We start from the raw sequence: 18883 nt of genomic DNA on the forward strand, positions 1-18883 counted from the left end.
TAGATATTATCATTATACACGCGATGCATTGACAGATAAAACAGCGTAATGATACACTGTACCGTACAGTGTACGATAACTTTCAAGGAGGATGGAGCCGGTGGAAAAGAAGCAACGACCCTATGCGATTCAGGCGTACGATGTAAAAAAACATTTTGGGAAAACGGAAAAGAATGACGGACCGGGACTGAACGGATTGACGCTGGAGGTTCCAACGGGGTCGATCTTCGGCCTTCTGGGGCCGAACGGAGCCGGGAAGACGACGGCGGTGAAAATATTGACGACTCTCCTCAAGCTTGACGAAGGATCGGCATTCGTAGCCGGCTATGATGTGAGCAAGGAAGGGCATTGCGTCCGGTCGCGTATCGGGCTCGCCGGGCAATACGCGGCGGTCGACGAGCAGCTTACGGGTCGGCAGAACCTCGAGATGTTCGGCCGGTTGAACCGGCTTACCCTGAAGCAGGCCAGACGCCGCTGCGAACAATTGCTGGAGCAATTCGACTTGGTCCAAGCGGGTGGCAAGCCCGTGGGGAAATATTCGGGCGGCATGCGGAGAAGGCTTGATCTGGCGGCTAGCTTGATCGTCTCCCCGGAGGTGCTATTCGTCGACGAGCCAACCACCGGTCTGGATCCGCTGGCCCGGCAGGAGGTATGGCAGGCGATCCGATCGCTCAAGAAGGCGGGGACGACCGTCCTGTTGACCACGCAATATTTGGAGGAGGCTGACCTGCTCGCGGACCGCATCTCGATTCTGAAGGAAGGCCGGGTGATCCGGGAAGGAACGCCGGAGACCCTCAAATCCGAGTTCGGCGGAGACCGGCTGGAGATCACGCTGCTGAGCAGCGAGGATGTAGCGGTTGCGGCCGGCGTTGTCAGAGAGCTAGCGGGTTCTTCCATGATCGTGGATGAGCAAGAGAATCGCATTAGCGTGCCGGTAAGCGACCGGACCGGATCATTGATCAAGGTGGCGAGCGCGTTCGCCGGATCGGGTCTGGAACCGAAGGATATCGTGCTGCGCAGGCCGACGCTTGACGAGGTGTTCATCCACTTCACCGGAGAGACGGACAGGAAACAAAAAGAGGGGGTATCGCCATGATTACGATCGAGCGAAATATCGCGGAAGTTCGGCCATCGGGCGCGGCGCGCTTAAGGTATGCGGTAACCGATGTCTGGGTGCTGTCAAAGCGGGAGCTTTTGCACTGGATGGGCAATCCATGGGGAGTTTTAATCGGCTGGCTGTTCCCGGTCATGATTCTTCTGATGTTTGGGTACTTATTCGGCGGGGCGATGACGGTTCCGGGAGGCGGATCGTATTTTGATTTTCTGATGCCGGGCATGTTCGCGATGGCGATGTTCTTCGGCGTGGAGAGCACCGTCATGGCGGTCACGACCGACGCGTCGAAAGGGGTAACGGACCGCTTCCGTTCGATGCCGATCCATGCTTCGGCAGTCGTATGGGGGCGCTGCATGGTCGATATGTTGAATTCGTTCATCGGGCTTTTGATTCTAATCGTGGCGGGGCTGCTGCTCGGTTGGAGCTGGCATGACGGCTTCAATAATGCCTTGCTGGCTGTAGGGTTGCTTCTGTTGCTGCGATTCGCAGTGCTGTGGGTAGGAATCTTCATCGGACTTCATGCGAGCAACCCGCATAGCGTATCGATGGTACAGCTTCTTATATGGCCGGTAGGCTTCCTGTCCAACGTGTTCGTCGATACGTCGACGATGCCGGCGTGGCTTGGAGCGATCGCGGAGTTTAATCCGATATCCGCCACCTCGATGGCGGCGAGAGAGCTATTCGCGAACCCGGGCGTGCATGGCGATTCGTTGGTGACGGAACATGCCGTTCTGCTGGCGCTCGGATGGCCGTTGCTGTTGATCGCGATTTTCATGCCGCTCGCCGTTCGAAGCTATCGGAATTTGAATCGATAACGAAGCAAATAGCCGTGCGGTTATTCTTTCGGTCCTGCCAGCTTCAACAGTTCGTCGACAACCGCGTCCGGCCGATAGGCGTGAATATAGTGGGAGCTGTCCTTCACGACGACTTGTTTGCCGGATACGGACCAGGCTGGCAGCGCGGCTTGACTCTCATTCCATAATTGATCATCGTCTAGCTTGCCGAAACTATCAGCCGTCAGTACGGTGATGGGGATGTCCAACGGTTTCTTGCCTTGCAGGACGGCTTCGGCGTTCTCCCGGCTTTGGCGCAATTCATCCGTCATATTCCGATTGCCGGACTTTAGCAAAGAGGATACGCGGTTTAGCTCTTTCAAAGGTTCCGGCAGCAGCTTCTGTTCGTTGCTTTGGTCGTTCACCCATTCCTCGAAGCCGTCGAACTGATACAAGGCCCGGAGAACGCCCGTTGTCCGGAGTCCCGCATACGTCCATGGAATCAAGGTAAGCTCCGTACTGGAACGATAGTACTCGGGACTGCCGCCGTCTATGAGCAAAATGCCCTTCACTTCTTCGGGAAACCTCTGCGCGTATCGGATCACCTCGAGCGAACCGAGCGAATGGCCGGCGAACACGTAAGGAGGCTTCTGTCCGGAAGCCCGAAGCAGCTCATGAATTTCGTCGGTTATCGAATCGATGTCGCGTTTTCGGTCCGTCGTATCGCTGTAGCCGTAGCCGAATCGGTCGTAGACCGCAATCTTCGCATGCGGCTTCAGCCCTTCGTACAAAGGATAAAAATCGGCGTAGGGATTCGCGGTCCCCCAACCGGAAGCGAACACGACGGTGACATCGCCCGCGCCTTCCGTATAGAGATGCATTTTGCCGCCTGCTACTTCGTAAAGTTTGCCTGAAGGCATATAGGTTTTTTTGTCCTGCGCCGAACCGTACCATTGATAGGCGGCTCCAATAAGCAATAAAGCGGCGAGTACGCCGAACGCGTACAAAGCTATTTTTCGTATCCGTCTCCACATGTTCATCAGTCCTCCTAAACTTTCCGCTGCCCATGAATCCAGCCGTCCTCCACTACTATACAGATAAATGTTGGAAGTTGTAACCAACTTAAGCACGGGAAGGTACTCGCCTTTGGTCCGGGAACGAAAAAACCGAGGCATCCCTATTGGATGCCCCGATCTTTAGCTCCCGCCGTAGAGAAGGCCGGACAACGAAGACTTACGCGCCTAACGTTTTTTGAGCTCCCGGTTTCGCGACAGCGCCTGGAGTGAGCTTTCCGGTCCAGATGCAATACCCCATGCCGACGTAAGTCAGTCCCCAGAACAACGCGAACAGCTTATTGTCCGCGACGGGCAAGAACATGCCCAGCAGCATGAGCACATGCAAAGCGACTATCCAGCGAGGGAATACTTTGGCACGATAGGTCATGATGGCAAATAATACGGTGCCTACCGTCAATCCGACCATGCTGCCCATGCCGGAGATCGCGACGACAAGGCTATCCGGCTCCGGCTGGGATGTATCCACGACAAATGACATGAACAGCAGCGCCGTCGTCACGACATTGCCGATAATAATGCCAAGCACGCTAATAAAACCAAGTACGCCTGTTTCCCTCGATTGCACCAAATAGAGCGCGATCGAGCCGACCGACATAAGGATACACGCGACGTAACCGAACACCAGCTCCGGAACGCTATCCGTCCCCCAGATGAAGGATGTTGGCGTCATGCCGATCCGGGCGATCCCCGCCAGCAAACAAATCATGCCCAACCATTGTAAAACCTTTGCCTCATTCATGTTTCGAAATCCCTCCGTTATTCAAGTGGCATTGCCTGCCTGATACCTATCGTACACGCAGCGGGTTTCCCGACGGCAGAGCAAGATTGACCCGAATCATCGGGAAACCTTGCATTCCCGAAATCGGGAAAATCGGGATCGAATACGGGAAATGTTCCCTGCCATATGTTCACGATTCCGAGGTCCCGGTATAATGAGAGCATGGATAAATTAAAAGGTTACCGGCTGCTCGTTTGGGCATTTTTTGCGGTTACGGCCGCCCTCTATTTCAATTGCATACCCGGGTATTACGAAGCGCTGCTCGCAGAATGCATCCCGCGCGGTTGCGGGGTGTCGGTTCCGGCCCTAACGCTCAATCAGGGCGGTTGGACGGTAACAGAGGTTGCGCTCGCCCTGATCGCGGTCGACTGCGCGTTTACGGGCGTCTTCTACGTCTCCGCGGCGATCCTGTTATGGAAGAGCCCGCATGAACCGATGGGGCTATTGGCCGCTACCGCTATGATCGCGTTCGGCACCTCGTTTCCTTCGCTCGTCATCGTGGGTTCGGGAAGCGCGTTCGAGCATTCTTGGTTTCTTGGCGTCTCGGCTGCGGGCTGGATATCGATTTCCTTGTTCTGCCTGCTGTTCCCGACCGGCACATTCGTCCCAGCATGGTCGCGTTATGCGATGGCCGTCATCGCGATCGTGGATCTCTTAAGCTTGTATTATGGAAGGAACGTCTGGCAGGCGATCGAGCTTCCGGTTTTTCTTCAATTCGTTTGGTATATGTCGACAACGTTTCTGCTCATATTCGCCCAGATCTATCGGTTCAGGAAGATATCTTCCCCGGAGCAGCGGCAGCAGACCAAATGGGTCGTCTACGGCGTGGGGATCAGCTTCCTTGGGTTCGCGTTCATCAGCGTGCTGTTCGATCCGGCTTTCTATAACGGCAAGGCCGGAAGCTTCATCTATCTGAACGCCGCCCTGCACCTCTGCCTTTCGGCGATTCCGGTCACGCTCACCCTTGCCGTGCTTCGTCGCAGACTTTGGGACATTAATCCGCTCGTGAGGCGGACGATTGTGTACGGCGCGCTAACCGCTAGCGTTGTTCTGCTGTATTCAGGGGCTGTCGTCTATTTGGGAAAACTGTTCGATTCGTGGAATCCATTCGTCGTCTCCTTGATCGCGACTGGCTTCGTGGCGGCGGCGTTCGCTCCGATCAAGGAATGGCTGCAGCGGCAAGTCAACCGGCTGCTCAAGGGACGCCACGACGATCCTTACGCCGTCCTGCTCGAGCTTGGCAACCAGCTTATGCAGCCGATTGCGCCGGATGCGATGCTGAACGCGATCGCTGGCCAAGTGAAGAACGGTCTTCGATTGCCGTTCGCGGGCATTGCCATCGGCATTGGAGGACAGGAGGCGATGATCGCCGAAGCGGGCGAGCGGCAAGAGGGGAACGAGCTTCGGGGGTTTCCGATTATTTACCAAGGAAAGACGCTCGGCACGCTGTACGTCGCCAGCCGATCCGAAGGAGAGCTATTGTCGGCGGAGGACAATAAGTTCTTGGAGGTTCTTCTCCGTCATGCCGGTCCGCATGTCAATAACGTGGATATGCTGCACGGAATGAGGCAGCTTGCGGAGGATTTGCAGGAGTCTCGCGAGACGCTTGTGCTTGCCCGCGAAGAGGAGCGAAGGCGAATCCGCAACAATCTCCACGACGACCTTGCGCCAAGGCTGGCCGCGCTAGCGCTTAACACGTCGACGGTCCGTAAGCAAATCGAGAGGGATCCCGCCGCGGCGGTCGCCATGCTGGAGGAGCAGCGCCAAGCGATTCGCGCGGCGATCGAAGACATTCGCACTCTGGTGCACGATTTGAGGCCGCCGGCGCTCGACCAGCTTGGACTGGTCGGCGCGATTCGGGCTCGCATGGACGAGATGGAGAAGCCGGTGCATCGCTCCCCCGAGGGAATGCCGGATAGCCCGGCTCTTCGATTCGTCATGGAAAGCCCGGCCATGCTGGAATCGCTTGGGGCAGCTGCCGAAGTGGCTGCCTACCGGATCGTAACCGAGTCCATGGTGAACGTCGTGAAACATGCGAAAGCAAAGGAATGCAAAGTGCGGCTGTCCTTGCCGGAGCCGGGCTGCTTGTTTATCGAGATCGTGGACGACGGCGTCGGCCTTTCCGAATCCGGACGGAAGATCGGATCGACCGGCGGGATCGGGTTGTTTTCCATGAAGGAGCGGGCGGCCGAGATCGGCGGGGAATGCGGGTTCGAGCTGCCGTCGACCGGCGGAACGAGAGTTTGGGCTAGATTGCCTATACAAGGATAGGGAAGGGGAGGAAGCCGATGAGAATCGTCATCGCCGAAGATCACCCGATGTTTCGAAGCGGAGTACGGGGATTGCTTGCCGCTACCGAGGATTTGGACGTCATAGGGGAAGCCTCGACGGGGGAAGAAGCCTTGGAGCTTGCCGGGGAGTTGTCGCCGGATCTGATCCTTATGGACATCCGCATGCCCGGCATGAACGGAATCGAAGCGACTGGGGTCATTAAAGAGCGGTTCCCGCATATCGAAGTGCTGATGCTCACCATGTACCGGGACGATCAGTCGGTGTTCGCGGCTATGCGAGCGGGAGCGAAAGGCTACGTGCTGAAGGACGCGGAAGAGGAAGAGCTGCTGCAGGCCATTCGAATGGTAGGAAGTGGACTCGCCGTCTTCAGCCCGGGCATCGCGGAGCGGATGATGCGGTATTTTGCTTCGCATGCCCCGCAGCGCGAGGATGGGGCGAACGAGCCCGATGAACCGGAAGGTGGAGGAAGCAGGCTTCCGGCCGTTCCGGCCTTTGAGGAATTGACCCGGCGGGAGAGCGAAATATTGGAACGCATCGCCATGGGGGATACGAACGGACAGATCGCCTCGCGCCTGCACATTAGCGCCAAAACCGTCGCCAACAACGTATCCACTATTCTCAATAAGTTGCAGGTCATCGATCGGCATGAAGCCAGGCGGCTGGTCCAGCAGTCCAAGGATCATAAATAGACTAAAACGTAATGACCACATTTCCTTTCTTGCGCCCCGTATCCACGTAGCGATGGGCATCCGGAACCTGCTCCAGCGAATATCGCCGGTCGATGACGGCTCTAAGCTTCCCGGTCTCGCAAAGCTCCTTGAGATACAGGAGGTTTTCTTTGGTCTGCATCAGGCCGGCTGTGGCGAATATCGCCTTCCGGCCGCCGAAGAGAGAGGTTGCGAGCATGTTAAGCACGATCGACAGGGACGGCACGGTGGATAGGAAGACGCCACGGGGAGCGAGAGAGCTTCTGCAAGCCGCGAACGACCGTTTGCCTACGGCGTCGAAGATGACGTCGTAGGTCAGGCCGTTCGATACGAAGTCCTCCTTGGTGTAATCGATGACCCGATCGGCTCCCTGCGACCGGACGAGTTCCGCGTTCGCGCCGCTGCAAACCCCGGTCACCTCCGCTCCCAGATGTTTCGCGAGCTGCACCGCGGCCAAGCCGACTGCGCCGGACGCTCCGTTGACGAGCACCTTCTGCCCGGGGCGCACCTTCGCCTTGTCGCGGAGGAACGTCAAGGCGGTCGGGGCTCCGTCGCAGATGGCCGCCGCTTCCTCGAAGGCGAGGGACGTCGGCATATGGACAAGCGGCTTGTTTTCCGGCAGACACTTGTATTCGGCGTGGGCGCCCGATGTCACGCTGATCCCGAATATGCGATCGCCGACGCGGAAGCCGCGTACGTCCTTGCCCACCGCGTCGATCAGCCCCGCCAGCTCGGTCCCCATTATCGCATGCCTGGGCTTCCGAAGTCCGTAGATCAGCTTTACTATGAACGGGTCGCCCTTGCGGAAGGCGCAGTCCGAGGGGCCGATGGAAGCCGCCATTACTTTGATCCGAACCTCGTTATCCTTCGGCTCCGGCTTCTCCACCTCTTGCAGACGGAGCACCTCGGGAGAGCCATACTTCGTGCAGACAATCGCTTTCATGCCCATTCCTCCTCGATCGTAATGGCTTGTTCCTTACGCCTACTGCTCATCCTCCATATAAAAAACTTCCTCCAGCGACGTTCCGAAGACGCGGGCGATGCGGAACGCAAGCTCGAGCGAAGGAGAGTAGTTGCCCTTCTCGATGGCAACGACCGTTTGCCGCGTAATGCCGACCCGATCGGCTAATTGCTGCTGCGTCATTTCGTCATGATTGAACCGTAATTTGCGTACGTGATTGCCGATCAGACTTTTGGCCATGTTATACTCCCTTGCGATAGTAATAGAGCTGCGACAAATATCCGGCGACCTCCGAGCAGAAGCCCGCGCCGACGAAGATCATGAACATCGCACTGGGCGACGCGTCAGCGGCGAGCGAACCGATGCCCAGAACGAAACCGATTACGAAGACGTAATGGGAATTTCGCGTGGACTTCAGGTCGATCAGCTTGTCGAGCTCGTCGGCGAAAGAAGGTTCGTCCTCGTTCGTCGTGATTTTGTTCAGAATTGAGAATAGAATATGCAGCACGATCTTGGTCGCGATGGTCACCGGAATCAAGACGAGAACGAACATCCCCCAGAAGCGGAAGGGCTCCTCTTGATCCAGAACGCCGAAAGGGGCGTTCTTGTACACGTACAGGCAGTATAAGCCAAAAATAAGAAAAGTGCCTATCAAAGCCATAATCGTTTTTTTCTCTTGAAATGACATGCCGTGCGCCTCCTCAAGGATAACCAAGTAAAATGGGTATAGTTGGATATACATAATGTAAAACATACAATACTATGTGTCAAGTTAACTTTACATAAATGGGCTAACATAAACGATCTCCGAAAAGCAAGAAGCAGGCTGGCCTCTTACATTTCTGGATAATCGCTCTAGCTCATCCGCTTCCCCGTGTGATACCCTTATGGGAGTATTTCGAACAGCCAGACTGAAAGACTGAAATCGCTTACCGGGGGGATGGAAGTGAAGACATGGAGAACGACCCTGCAGTCCCGCAAATACTTGATCCGGATTTATCTCGTGATCCTCTTCATGATATTTTTGATGACTGCCATATTGTCGACGACGGTCTATTACAACGTTCAGAAACGCATGTACGACAGCGTGTCGGCCAACAGCAGCAAGATCGTCAACCAGATGAAATACAATTTGGAGTATCTGGACGAAATGATGCGCAACTTGACCATATCCACGTACAACAATTACGATGTTCGTTCGCTGATGTACCTGAACGACAACGAGTCGTTCGACGATATGAACGTGATCAACAAGCTGAACGCGTCCGTCATTCCGAGCAACGCGTTTCTGCACTCCATCTATATCTATAACAACAACAATAACAAATATTATTCGACCTTCGGCAAATTCGATCATTCCGACACCGGGCTGGACAAGCTGCTGGAAGAGCGAAAGACGCTCCCGATTCTAAAGCCGATTCTTCGGGAGCTGGAGATTAGGGAAGGGGACGAGCCATCTTCGTTCATTCCCGTCATTAGTTACGTCATGTACGAATTGACGGACGAAGAGATGAAGATGGACGGCGCCGTCATCCTCAATTTCAAGCTCGACTGGCTGCTTCGCAACATCCAGACGCTGAACGGGGGAGACGATTCGTCGAACGACAAGCTGTGGATCATGGACGACCGCAAGCAATTCGTGAAGGTCGGCTCGCCGATCGGCGAGGAAGGGCTGCGGCTGCAGGACAAGCTGAAGGAAACCTATGCCGAGTCCGTCGAGGACGGGGCATCCGCAAGGACGGACATCGAAACCCAGACATTGACGATCGACGGCCAAAAAACGCTGGTATCCTACATCCCGATCCAGAATACGGGATGGGTGTTGTTTAAGACGGTGCCTTACCAAACCGCCTACGACGTCATCCATTCCTTGAGAGCCAGCATCCTCGTCATCGCGGTCATCATCCTTGCGTTTTCGCTTCTGTTGTCTGCGCAAATCTCGAGAGGATTGTACCGTCCGGTCCGCAATTTGCTGCATCAGGTTCAATCGAGAAACGGGCAATCGACAGGCAGGGCCGGGGATGAATTTTCGTTCCTACAGGCGGCGTACGCGGAGTCGGACGAGCAGCTCGTCAAGTACAGGCAGGAGCAGAATTCGAACAGCCAGATCATGAAGCATTATGCTCTGCGCAAGTGGCTCATGAACAGCGATCTGACGACGGAGGACGAATTGGCGCTCGTTGAAGGCTTCGATGCAAACGAACCGTTCGCGGTATGCGTGCTAAAGATCGACAATCAAAAATCGTTCGTAGAAGCGCATACGCCGAAGGAGCGGGATACGCTTCACTTCGCCGTAACCAATACGACGCTGGAGTGGATCGGGGAGTTGTTCAAGGCCGAGGCCGTCGAGATGAAGAGCGATCATCTCGTGATCATCGTCAACTTGACGCCGGGTCCCGTCCAAGAGAATATGGAGCGTCTGGCGGAACAGATCGGCAAGTCCCAACACTACCTGCGGAGCACCTACAAGCTGTCGTTATCGGCTTCCATCGGCAAGGCCGCGCCGGATTGGCGCGGATTGACGGGGGCATACGAGCAGGCGCTCGATCAGATGGCGTATCGGTTCGTGCACGGCAAGCAAGCGCTCATCACGCCGCTCATCGCTTACCGCAAGCAAGGAGGCGTCGAGCTGGACGAGGTGCTGGACTTGGCGAATCCGTTCGTCGAACGGTTGAAGCGCGGAGATGCTGCCGGCGCGGAAGCGAAGCTCGGTGAGCTTCTCAAGCAAGTACGCAAGCTGGAATACAGCGAGATGATGCTTGCTTTGATGCATCTCGTGAACCGCCTCAAGGACGCCATGTACGAAATTAATCAGAAACGAAGCAGGCCGGTCAACTTCAACGCCGCGCTGACGAGCGGGGAATGGTTCGAGCTCGAGACGCTGGAGGAATTCCAGGAACGGATCGTCAAGTTCCTGCGGGATATTCCCGAGGACGAGACGAACGCGGGCAATCCGCAGAACGCGATGACAACGGAGACCATCAAGCGGATTATCGAAACGAACTATATGGATTCGGAGCTCGGTGTCCCCATGATCGCCGAAATGTTGAAATTATCGTCGTACAAGGTCGGCAAGGTGTTCAAGGAAAACGCGCAGATGACGATTCCCGAGTACATCAACCATACGCGCATGGTCAAGGCGGTGGAGTGGATGGGCAATTCGAAGCTAAGCATCGGCGAGATCATGCTGAAGGTCGGCATCGAGAACGAGAGCCACTTCTACAAGGTGTTCAAGGCGAAATACGGAACGACGCCGCGCGACTACATGGCGAAGCGGATGCTGGAAGAATAGACGGAAAGGCCGTAAGGGAGAGCCCTTGCGGTCTTTTTTTGCGAAAAAATACAGTCCGCGAATCGGTTCACAGCGAAAAATAACAGTGCGAAGGGGCGCGCGAATCGAAAAATCACGGTCGATCGGCAGAGTTTCGAGGCAAATGAACAGTATCGGCCGCGCGGCGATCTCCTCTATAGTCAGGGTACGGATTCGTACAGACCAGAAATACGGGAGAGTGGCATTATGGGATGGCTATGGAGGGAAATGCGGCAATGGAACCGTCATAAGGCTTTGTTTTTCATTAGTTTGCCAGCGTTGATCTTCGTATTTGTTTTTTCGTATCTACCCATGTTCGGCACCGTACTCGCATTCAAAGATTTTAATTACGCCAAGGGGATTTGGGGAAGTGACTGGATCGGCTTCAAGAACTTCGAGTTTTTCTTCAGCTCGCAGGACGCGTTCCGGGTGACGCGCAACACGATTTTGCTTAACGCCGCTTTTATTGTAATCGGTCTTGCGGCTTCCATCGTCGTCGGTTTGTTGTTGGCGGAGCTGGGCAGGCGGGCGGTGAAGTTTTTTCAGACAATCTTGTTCTTTCCTTATTTCCTATCTTGGGTCGTCGTCGGATATCTCACTTATATCCTGCTCAATCCATCGCACGGTACGGTCAACAAGGTGTTGGAATGGATGAATCTCCAACCGGTCGACTGGTATGCGGACGCGAAGTATTGGCCGGCGATTCTAATCTTGACTTACCTATGGAAGAACGTTGGGTATACCGCGATTATCTTCTATACGGGGCTGATGTCCATCGATCAAACCTATTACGAAGCGGCTTCCATTGACGGCGCTTCTCGATTCCAACAGATGCTCCGCGTCTCGCTGCCGCTGCTTGTCCCGATGGTGCTGCTGCTGTTCATGCTGAACGTGGGCAAAATCTTCTATTCCGACTTCGGGCTGTTCTATTTCGTGCCTCGCGACGTAGGAACGCTGTACCCGGTGACGGACGTGATCGATACCTATGTGTACCGCTCCTTGCGCGTCGTCGGCGATCTGGGCATGGCTTCCGCAGCGGGCTTGTACCAATCGGTCGTCGGTCTTGCGCTGTTGCTTGTCACGAACGGCCTCGTCAAGAAATTCAACAAAGAAAGCGCGATGCTCTAGCGGCATCGCGGGGGAGGCAACAAAAGTGTCTGTTCAAACCAAAAGCCAGCGGGCGTTTCGCTGGGTCAACGTGACATTCTTCTCCGTCATCGCATTGCTGACGCTGATTCCGCTTGTGTATCTCGTCTCGGTCTCGCTCACATCGGACTCCGATATCGCGCATTACGGCTACCAGCTCATTCCGAAGCAAGTGTCGTTCGTCGCTTACGATTATTTATTGCAGGCGCCGAAGCAGCTCATCAACGCTTATCTGGTCACGATCGTCGTGACCGTCGCCGGAACGGCGCTCAGCTTGCTGCTGACCGCTTCCGTCGCTTACGTGATGACCCGAAGGGACTACCGCTACTATCGCATGACAACGTTTATCGTTTTCTTCACGCTGCTGTTCAACGGAGGATTGGTGCCGACCTATATGGTCATGACGAATGTGCTGCACCTTCAGGATACGCTCTTTGCTTTATTCCTGCCTTACGGCGTCAGCGCATGGTTCGCCATGCTGATGAAGGGGTTCATGCAGGACTTGCCGTTCGAGACGATCGAAGCCGGCAAGATCGACGGCGCGAGCGAGCTCGGCATCTTCCTGAAGATCGTGCTTCCGCTCTCCAAGCCGGCGCTCGCGACGATCGGGTTGTTCTACGCGCTGGCGTACTGGAACGACTGGTGGCTTGCGATGCTGTATATCAGCAAAGAAGAACTTGTCCCGCTCCAATTCATGCTGCAGCGAATCATGGTGAACCTGCAGTTCCTGACGAGCAATATGCAGGCCGGCCTTAACATCGACATGGACAAAATTCCGTCAGAGTCCGCCCGCATGGCCATCTCTATATTGGCCGTTGGTCCCATGATGTTCGCGTTTCCGTTCTTCCAGAAGTTTATCGTGCGCGGCTTGACGCTCGGCGCGGTAAAGGGATAATTCACCCAGCATTTTCATGAAATACGTGTTCAAAAAGTCCGGTTTTCAGCACACGAGCTTATGCTTCCGATGCTGCGTTTTTTTCAAAAACGCTGTAGAAGGTTGAATAAAGCTAGGAAATGAGGAGCGGAGCGTAGCTGGAGGCTACGTGAGCACCTGCAATGTTTCCGAAGGAAACATACTTCGTAAGCATTCGCTTAGTTCCGGCTGAATTCAAGATTCGATGTCGAATACACTCCTTGATATGCTTCGTGATCAAAAGCGGGCTTTTTGAACAACCTTTTTAAGGTTGTAGCCAATTAATTGGATTACAATAGATCAATACGAGACAAATGGGGAGGCAATGGTATGAGTAAATGGAGAAAGAAAGCGTTATCAACGCCGATGATGCTAGCGCTGGCAGCATCGATGGTTCTGGGTGGCTGCAGCTCGAACGGCGGGAATAACGGAGCGGGCGAACCGTCCGCATCGCCGGGCGACAGCTCGTCTGCGGCGCCGGAACAAACCGCGGCATCCGATCTGAAGCCGTACACGATCAAGTGGTATTTGCCGAACGGGGTGTTCCCAGACGCGGAAGCCGTCGAAGCGGAGATGAACAAAATCACACAGGCGAAGATCAATGCCACGCTGGACATTCAATGGGTGGACTGGGGCAACTACGACCAGAAGATGAAGACCGTGCTCGCTTCCGGCGAGAAGGTGGACCTGATGTTCACGTCCAACTGGACGAACGATTATATCTCCAACGTCAATAAGGGCGCGTATCTCGACATTACCGACCTGCTGCAGGAGCATGGACAGAACATTTTGAAGCAGGTTCCTGCGAATGCATGGGACGCCGCCAAAATCGACGGCAAGCTGTACGCCATTATCAATACCCAAGTGCTGGCGAGACAACCGGGCATGATCATCAACAAAACTTACTTGGATAAATACGGCTATAAAGCAGAGGACTTCGCTAAGCTGGAGGATCTGACGCCGTTCCTGGAGAAGGTGGCCGCCAGCGAGCCGGACAAGTACGCCTTCCGCGTGAAGGGCAACGACGATCAAATGACGTTTATCGGCACGGCGCTCGGACTGGAGTACTTCTCCGATACGAACCCCGGTGTTCTTCGCACGAACGATGATTCAACGACGATCGTGAACATGTACGAAACCGAAGAGTTCAAAGGTTTCCTGAAGCTGATGCATGAATGGTATCAGAAGGGCATCATCCGCAAGGATGCTTCAACGCTTACCGATACGACGGCGGACGAGAACGCCGGCAAATATATATCCCGCACGGGCGTCATGAACCCGGACAACCCGGCCGTTCAAGCGGGCGCGTTCGGCAGCGGCAAGGCGGAGAACGTGCAGCTCGTGCCGTTCGGTCCTCCTTACATGAGCACGGGCTCCATCATCGCGACGATGACGGCCATTCCGCGCACATCCGAGGATCCGGCCAGAGCGATGATGCTGTACGACCTGATGTATTCCGATTCGGAGCTGTACAACCTAATGAACTACGGTATCGAAGGCAAGCATTATACGAAGGTGGCGGGCGAAGACGACCTGATCCAGCTGACGGCGAACAGCGGCTACCAGGTGAACTCCGGCTGGGAGTTCGGCAACCTGTTCAACGCATACCGCACCGATGCGACTCAGCCGAAATGGATTCCGGTCGGACCGGACATGAACAATAACGCGGTGACGTCGAAAATTCTCGGCTTCAGCTTCGATCCTTCCAGCGTGAAGAGCGAGCTGGCGCAGACGGCTTCCGTCATCAGCGAATTCAAGGCCGGTCTCATAACGGGATCGCTGGATCCAGAGACGACGCTTCCGAAGCTGAACGACAAGCTGAAGAAGGCCGGACTCGACAAGCTGCTCGCGGAGATGCAGAAGCAGATCGACGAATGGAAGGCAGCAAACGGTAAGTAAACCATCGGGCTACGAGAGAAGGGGCTATCCCAAAAGTCAAAGATGACTTTTGAGACAGCCCCTCTTTTTTTCGCGTGCAGGGCCTCCGCAAGAAAAATTGGAGATGGAAAAGCTATATGGCCCCCCGGCTCGGCATACTCCCATCGAATGTCCGAATAAGTTATTTAATAGCGGAGGAGGTGCGGTGCCCTGATGATGTCCAGAGTCGTCAAATTGTTAGCTCTCATCGCGTTGATCGCGTTCCTGAATATCATCGTTTTGTCGCCGGGGCTGATCGGAGCCGAATTAAGCGGCGGCAGTGCTTTCGCGTCCGCTTCGGTCGTCACCTTCGTCGTCATGAGCTTGGTTACGCTGCTGTACGGCAGCCATGCGCTGATCTTCCGGCCCGGCCCCCCGAGACGACTGCCGGAGCCGCGAACGTACGAGTCGTACTGGCTCGCGCTTCTCCGGTACCGCGATTTGAAAATCTTTCCGTCAGAAGCCGCGGGAGCGCTCGATCAGCTGGAAAGGATGGAGAACAAAAAAAAGGCATTACACGGCTTATTGGCGCAACGTTTCGACAGGGCGGAGCTCACCTTCAAAAAATTCGTATCGGTCATCGCGGCCGTCGAAGAGCTGTTTTATCAGCATATCCGAGGGATTCTGGATCAGCTCGACGTTCAGCGGTCGGCGGGGATGAAGGCGGGAGTGATCGCACAAGCGGCGGGTTATCTGGGCGCGAACGAACAAATTTTGCTCAAGCTGGACCAACTGTTGTCGGAACTATCGCGCCTCGGTAGCGCGGAGTACCGCGATGCCATGAATATGCCGTGCATGAAGGACATCGACGCCTTAATCAGCCAGACCAAATACTACAAACCGTAAGGGGGGATGCGGATGGCCGGCAGGAGCGGGGGGAAAGCGGTTGTCGTGCTGGGAACGATTACGGTGTTCGTGTTCGCCGCCGTCTATTATGGCATTACGTTTACGTCGGACTGGGGGAAGCCGAACATTCAGGCATCCGCCGATAACGCGGACGAGAGATTGGATAAGCTCGTTCGGCGCATCGGCGCGTCCGTGGCGGATCCGATTAAGGGACAGATCGATCTCGATCCCGTCCAAGTGGGAGACGCCTTGCCGGACATATCGAAGATTCCGGTTACGGTCGAGCCGAACACGGATAACTACGTGGAAATATTCTCGTCGACGGAGAAAGGGGGGACGGGGGTCGACGGCTGGCTAAGCGAGGCTGCGGCAGAGTTCAACGGGGCGGGAATCGTTCTGGACGGTGAGCCGGTATCCGTCAAGCTCCGCAACATCGCCTCGGGAACGGCCGCCGATTACATAAGATCCGGCAAATACGTGCCGGACGCGTATACGCCTTCGAACGAACTGTGGGGGGAGATGGTTCGGGCGGACGGCATCCCGATCGAACTCGTCGAACGCCGGCTGGTCGGCAACGTGGCGGGCATCGTCACGGCGAGGGCCAAATATGATGAGCTCGTGCGGAAGTACGGTTCGGTGAACGCAAAGACGATTACGGACGCGATCGCGGAGAACGAGCTGACAATGGGTTATACCGATCCTTTCGCCAGCTCGACGGGACTTAATTTTCTGGTGACGGCGCTGGGGACTTACGGCGGTGATAACCCGCTCGGCGAGACGGCCGTTCAAGGGTTCGAACGTTTCCAAGCGAACGTCCCCTTCATCGCGTCGACCACGCTGCAAATGCGCGAGGCGGCGAAGACGGGCATGTTGGACGCCTTCGTCCTGGAATACCAAACGTACATGAACGCTCCCGATCTGAGAAGCGGCTACATGTTCACGCCGTTCGGCGTCCGGCATGACAGCCCGCTCTACGCCTTAGGCGACCTCCCGCAAGAGAAGCTGGATATACTTGCGGCGTTTGCCCAGTTCGTCACTCAGGATCATTATCAGCAAGCCGCGCTTGAGAAGGGATTCAACGGACTCGAAGACTATCGGCCGGAGCTGTCGTCCATCGAGGGCAGCCTTTTGTCGCCCGCGCAGAAGTTATGGAAGGAGAAAAAAAACGGGAGCAAGCCGATAGCGGCGGTATTCGTGGCCGACGTCTCGGGCAGCATGGACGGCGAGCCGCTGAACCGGCTGAAGGAATCGTTGTTGTCCGGCCAGAAGGTGCTCGGCAGGGAGAACAGCATCGGGCTCGTATCCTATTCCAGCGAAGTGACCGTAGAGCTCCCGATCGCCCAATACGACGCGAATCAGCAATCGTTGTTCGTCGGCGCGGTAAACGGTTTGCAGGCTGGAGGGGAGACCGCCACGTTCGACGGGATCGCGGTGGCGATGAAGCTGCTGCGCGAAGAGCTCGCCGCACATCCCGATGTGAAGCCGGTCATCTTCGTCCTTAGCGACGGGGAGACGAATGCAGGCCATTCGCTGAACGACATCCGCGACATGATCGAGACGTTCCGGATACCGATCTACACGATCGGCTATAACGCCAATATCGAAGCGTTGAAGAGCATCTCAAGTATTAACGAGGCGGCGAGCATTAACGCGGACACGGACGACGTCGTGTATAAGATCAGCAATCTGCTGAATGCCCAAATGTAAAAATGTAAAAACGGAATACCAGGCTCACACGCGCAAAGGAGGAGAAACGTATGTCGTTCACCATGGAAGTCGTCAATCCCGAGAAGATCAGGTCGGCTATCGACGAGCAGGTAAAGCCCGTTCCCGAGGAAATGCTGCAGCTTAAGGCGCTCGCGGGGGCCAATGTCGCCGCGATTCTCGAGCTGGATCTGGAGTCGCTGGAGAAACGCAAAGAGATTCTGACCTCCATCGACCAATTCGGCATGGGTTCGATGCGGTCGTCCGCGGAGAAGAACGGCCTTCTGCAAGTATCCGTCAGCCATCTGTCCAGAGCGGGGGACGAGGGAGGGCAAGTTGCCAAAGGGTTGACGGAGCTGCAGCTGCAGCTGAAGGACCTTGACCCGAGCGTCGTGGACTTCGCGAAGAGCGGCCTGCTAGGCAAATTTTTTAATCCGTTGCGGAATTATTTTGCCAAGTATCAGCGGGCGGATGCCGTTATTTCGGATATTATTGGGTCGCTCGACAAAGGCAAGGCGGTACTGCGGAACGACAATACGACGCTGGAATTCGAGCAGCAGGCGCTCAGGGAGCTGACCAAGAAGCTGCGGAAGGAAATCCAGCTCGGCATCTTGATGGACGAGGAGATCGAGTCGCAGATCGAAGCGGCCAAATTGAGGCTGGAGGCCGAGGATCGCATACGGTTCATAACGGAGGAAGTGCTGTTCCCGCTGCGCCAGCGCGTCATGGATCTGCAGCAGATGATGGTGGTAAACCAGCAGGGCATCATGGCGATCGAGGTCGTCACCCGCAACAACAAGGAGCTGATCCGGGGAGTCGACCGGGCAAGGAACGTGACGGTATCCGCGCTGAAGACGTCGGTGACGGTGGCGAGCGCTCTCTACAACCAGCGTATCGTGCTCAGCAAGATCGAGGTGTTGAATCAAACGACCGACAATCTCATTAGCGGCACTTCCCGCATGTTGAAGGAGCAGGGCGCGGCCATTCATAAGCAATCGCTCGAAACGAGCATTTCCGTCGACACGCTGAAGCAAGCATTCACGGACGTCATTGCAGCGCTTGATTCCATCAGCGTTTACAAGCAGGAAGCCCTTCCGCGCATGAGGGAAACGATTAACCAGTTCAGGGAGCTGGCAGACGTCGGCGAGCGCCAAATCCAGCGATTGGAGCGGGGGCAGAGACTCGCGCTATAACTAAAATCCCAATGAGCGGAAGGACCGGTGATGGCTCCGATTGGAGCGTTGCCGGTTCTTTCGCCGCGACGCCGTCAATCGAATCGAAATTCAATAATTGTGTGATTCGTCCGCGGTACAACCTCGCGAGCATCGGCATAGGATGTAGCGAGG

General features: G+C 55.6%; 16 protein-coding genes. 11 read left to right on the plus strand and 5 right to left on the minus strand.

The genetic code is table 11. The features are described 5' to 3' along the window. Window positions 1-100 precede the first annotated feature (100 nt). Both RB620_RS07895 and RB620_RS07900 read left to right on the plus strand, forming a co-directional pair. Complete coding sequence (locus RB620_RS07895; RefSeq protein WP_308093278.1) at window positions 101-1096, plus strand: ATP-binding cassette domain-containing protein; 996 nt, start codon at window positions 101-103, stop codon at window positions 1094-1096. Continuing rightward, window positions 1093-1929, plus strand: a complete 837-nt coding sequence (locus tag RB620_RS07900) for an ABC transporter permease (RefSeq protein ID WP_308093279.1) — start codon at window positions 1093-1095, stop codon at window positions 1927-1929. The genes RB620_RS07895 and RB620_RS07900 overlap by 4 nt, the downstream gene beginning before the upstream one ends. Window positions 1930-1949: 20 nt before the next feature. On the opposite strand, the gene RB620_RS07905 is transcribed toward RB620_RS07900, so the two are convergent. Continuing rightward, a complete protein-coding gene (locus RB620_RS07905) occupies window positions 1950-2921 on the minus strand; it encodes an alpha/beta fold hydrolase (RefSeq protein WP_308093280.1) in 972 nt (323 codons plus the stop codon). 199 nt (window positions 2922-3120) lie between these two features. Next, on the minus strand, window positions 3121-3702 hold the full coding sequence (locus RB620_RS07910; protein WP_308093281.1) for a hypothetical protein: 582 nt from the start codon (window positions 3700-3702) through the stop codon (window positions 3121-3123). Between the two features lie 201 nt (window positions 3703-3903). Here RB620_RS07910 and RB620_RS07915 point away from each other — a divergent pair, with 201 nt between their 5' ends. Both RB620_RS07915 and RB620_RS07920 read left to right on the plus strand, forming a co-directional pair. After that, window positions 3904-6012 carry a histidine kinase gene (locus RB620_RS07915; RefSeq protein WP_308093282.1) on the plus strand — a complete coding sequence of 703 codons (2109 nt, stop codon included), beginning with the start codon at window positions 3904-3906 and terminating at the stop codon, window positions 6010-6012. Window positions 6013-6029: 17 nt separating this feature from the next. Further along, window positions 6030-6722, plus strand: coding sequence for a response regulator (locus RB620_RS07920; protein ID WP_308093284.1), 693 nt, complete (start codon window positions 6030-6032; stop codon window positions 6720-6722). Window position 6723: 1 nt separating this feature from the next. Here the strand turns inward: RB620_RS07920 and RB620_RS07925 are convergent, their stop codons facing one another. From RB620_RS07925 to RB620_RS07935, 3 genes are read right to left on the minus strand one after another with little or no spacing between them, the layout of a single operon-like run. Then, window positions 6724-7683 carry an NAD(P)-dependent alcohol dehydrogenase gene (locus RB620_RS07925; RefSeq protein ID WP_308093286.1) on the minus strand — a complete coding sequence of 320 codons (960 nt, stop codon included), beginning with the start codon at window positions 7681-7683 and terminating at the stop codon, window positions 6724-6726. 39 nt (window positions 7684-7722) lie between these two features. Next, on the minus strand, window positions 7723-7941 hold the full coding sequence (locus tag RB620_RS07930; RefSeq protein ID WP_308093288.1) for a helix-turn-helix transcriptional regulator: 219 nt from the start codon (window positions 7939-7941) through the stop codon (window positions 7723-7725). Window position 7942: 1 nt separating this feature from the next. Beyond that, window positions 7943-8389 carry a hypothetical protein gene (locus RB620_RS07935; protein ID WP_308093290.1) on the minus strand — a complete coding sequence of 149 codons (447 nt, stop codon included), beginning with the start codon at window positions 8387-8389 and terminating at the stop codon, window positions 7943-7945. Window positions 8390-8647: 258 nt separating this feature from the next. Between RB620_RS07935 and RB620_RS07940 the strand changes: the two genes are divergently transcribed. The 7 genes from RB620_RS07940 (at window position 8648) to RB620_RS07970 (ending at window position 18730) form a co-directional block, all read left to right on the plus strand. After that, entirely contained in the window at window positions 8648-10993 is a 2346-nt protein-coding gene (locus RB620_RS07940) for a helix-turn-helix domain-containing protein (RefSeq protein ID WP_308093291.1), read from the plus strand. A gap of 225 nt (window positions 10994-11218) precedes the next feature. Then, entirely contained in the window at window positions 11219-12139 is a 921-nt protein-coding gene (locus tag RB620_RS07945; RefSeq protein ID WP_308093293.1) for an ABC transporter permease, read from the plus strand. Window positions 12140-12164: 25 nt separating this feature from the next. After that, window positions 12165-13052 (plus strand): carbohydrate ABC transporter permease, encoded by an 888-nt coding sequence (locus RB620_RS07950; protein WP_308093294.1) that lies wholly within the window; start codon window positions 12165-12167, stop codon window positions 13050-13052. Between the two features lie 348 nt (window positions 13053-13400). Further along, window positions 13401-14969 (plus strand): DUF3502 domain-containing protein, encoded by a 1569-nt coding sequence (locus tag RB620_RS07955; protein ID WP_308093296.1) that lies wholly within the window; start codon window positions 13401-13403, stop codon window positions 14967-14969. A gap of 192 nt (window positions 14970-15161) precedes the next feature. After that, the gene (locus RB620_RS07960; RefSeq protein WP_308093298.1) at window positions 15162-15833 is read left to right on the plus strand and encodes a hypothetical protein; all 672 of its coding nucleotides are present in this window, start codon (window positions 15162-15164) and stop codon (window positions 15831-15833) included. A gap of 12 nt (window positions 15834-15845) precedes the next feature. Next, the gene (locus tag RB620_RS07965) at window positions 15846-17540 is read left to right on the plus strand and encodes a vWA domain-containing protein (protein WP_308093299.1); all 1695 of its coding nucleotides are present in this window, start codon (window positions 15846-15848) and stop codon (window positions 17538-17540) included. A 50-nt stretch (window positions 17541-17590) separates the two neighbouring features. Continuing rightward, window positions 17591-18730, plus strand: a complete 1140-nt coding sequence (locus tag RB620_RS07970; protein ID WP_308093300.1) for a toxic anion resistance protein — start codon at window positions 17591-17593, stop codon at window positions 18728-18730. Window positions 18731-18883: the final 153 nt, after the last annotated feature.

Origin of the sequence: Paenibacillus sp. LHD-117 (genome assembly GCF_030929555.1) — a bacterium.
GTDB lineage: Bacteria > Bacillota > Bacilli > Paenibacillales > Paenibacillaceae > Pristimantibacillus.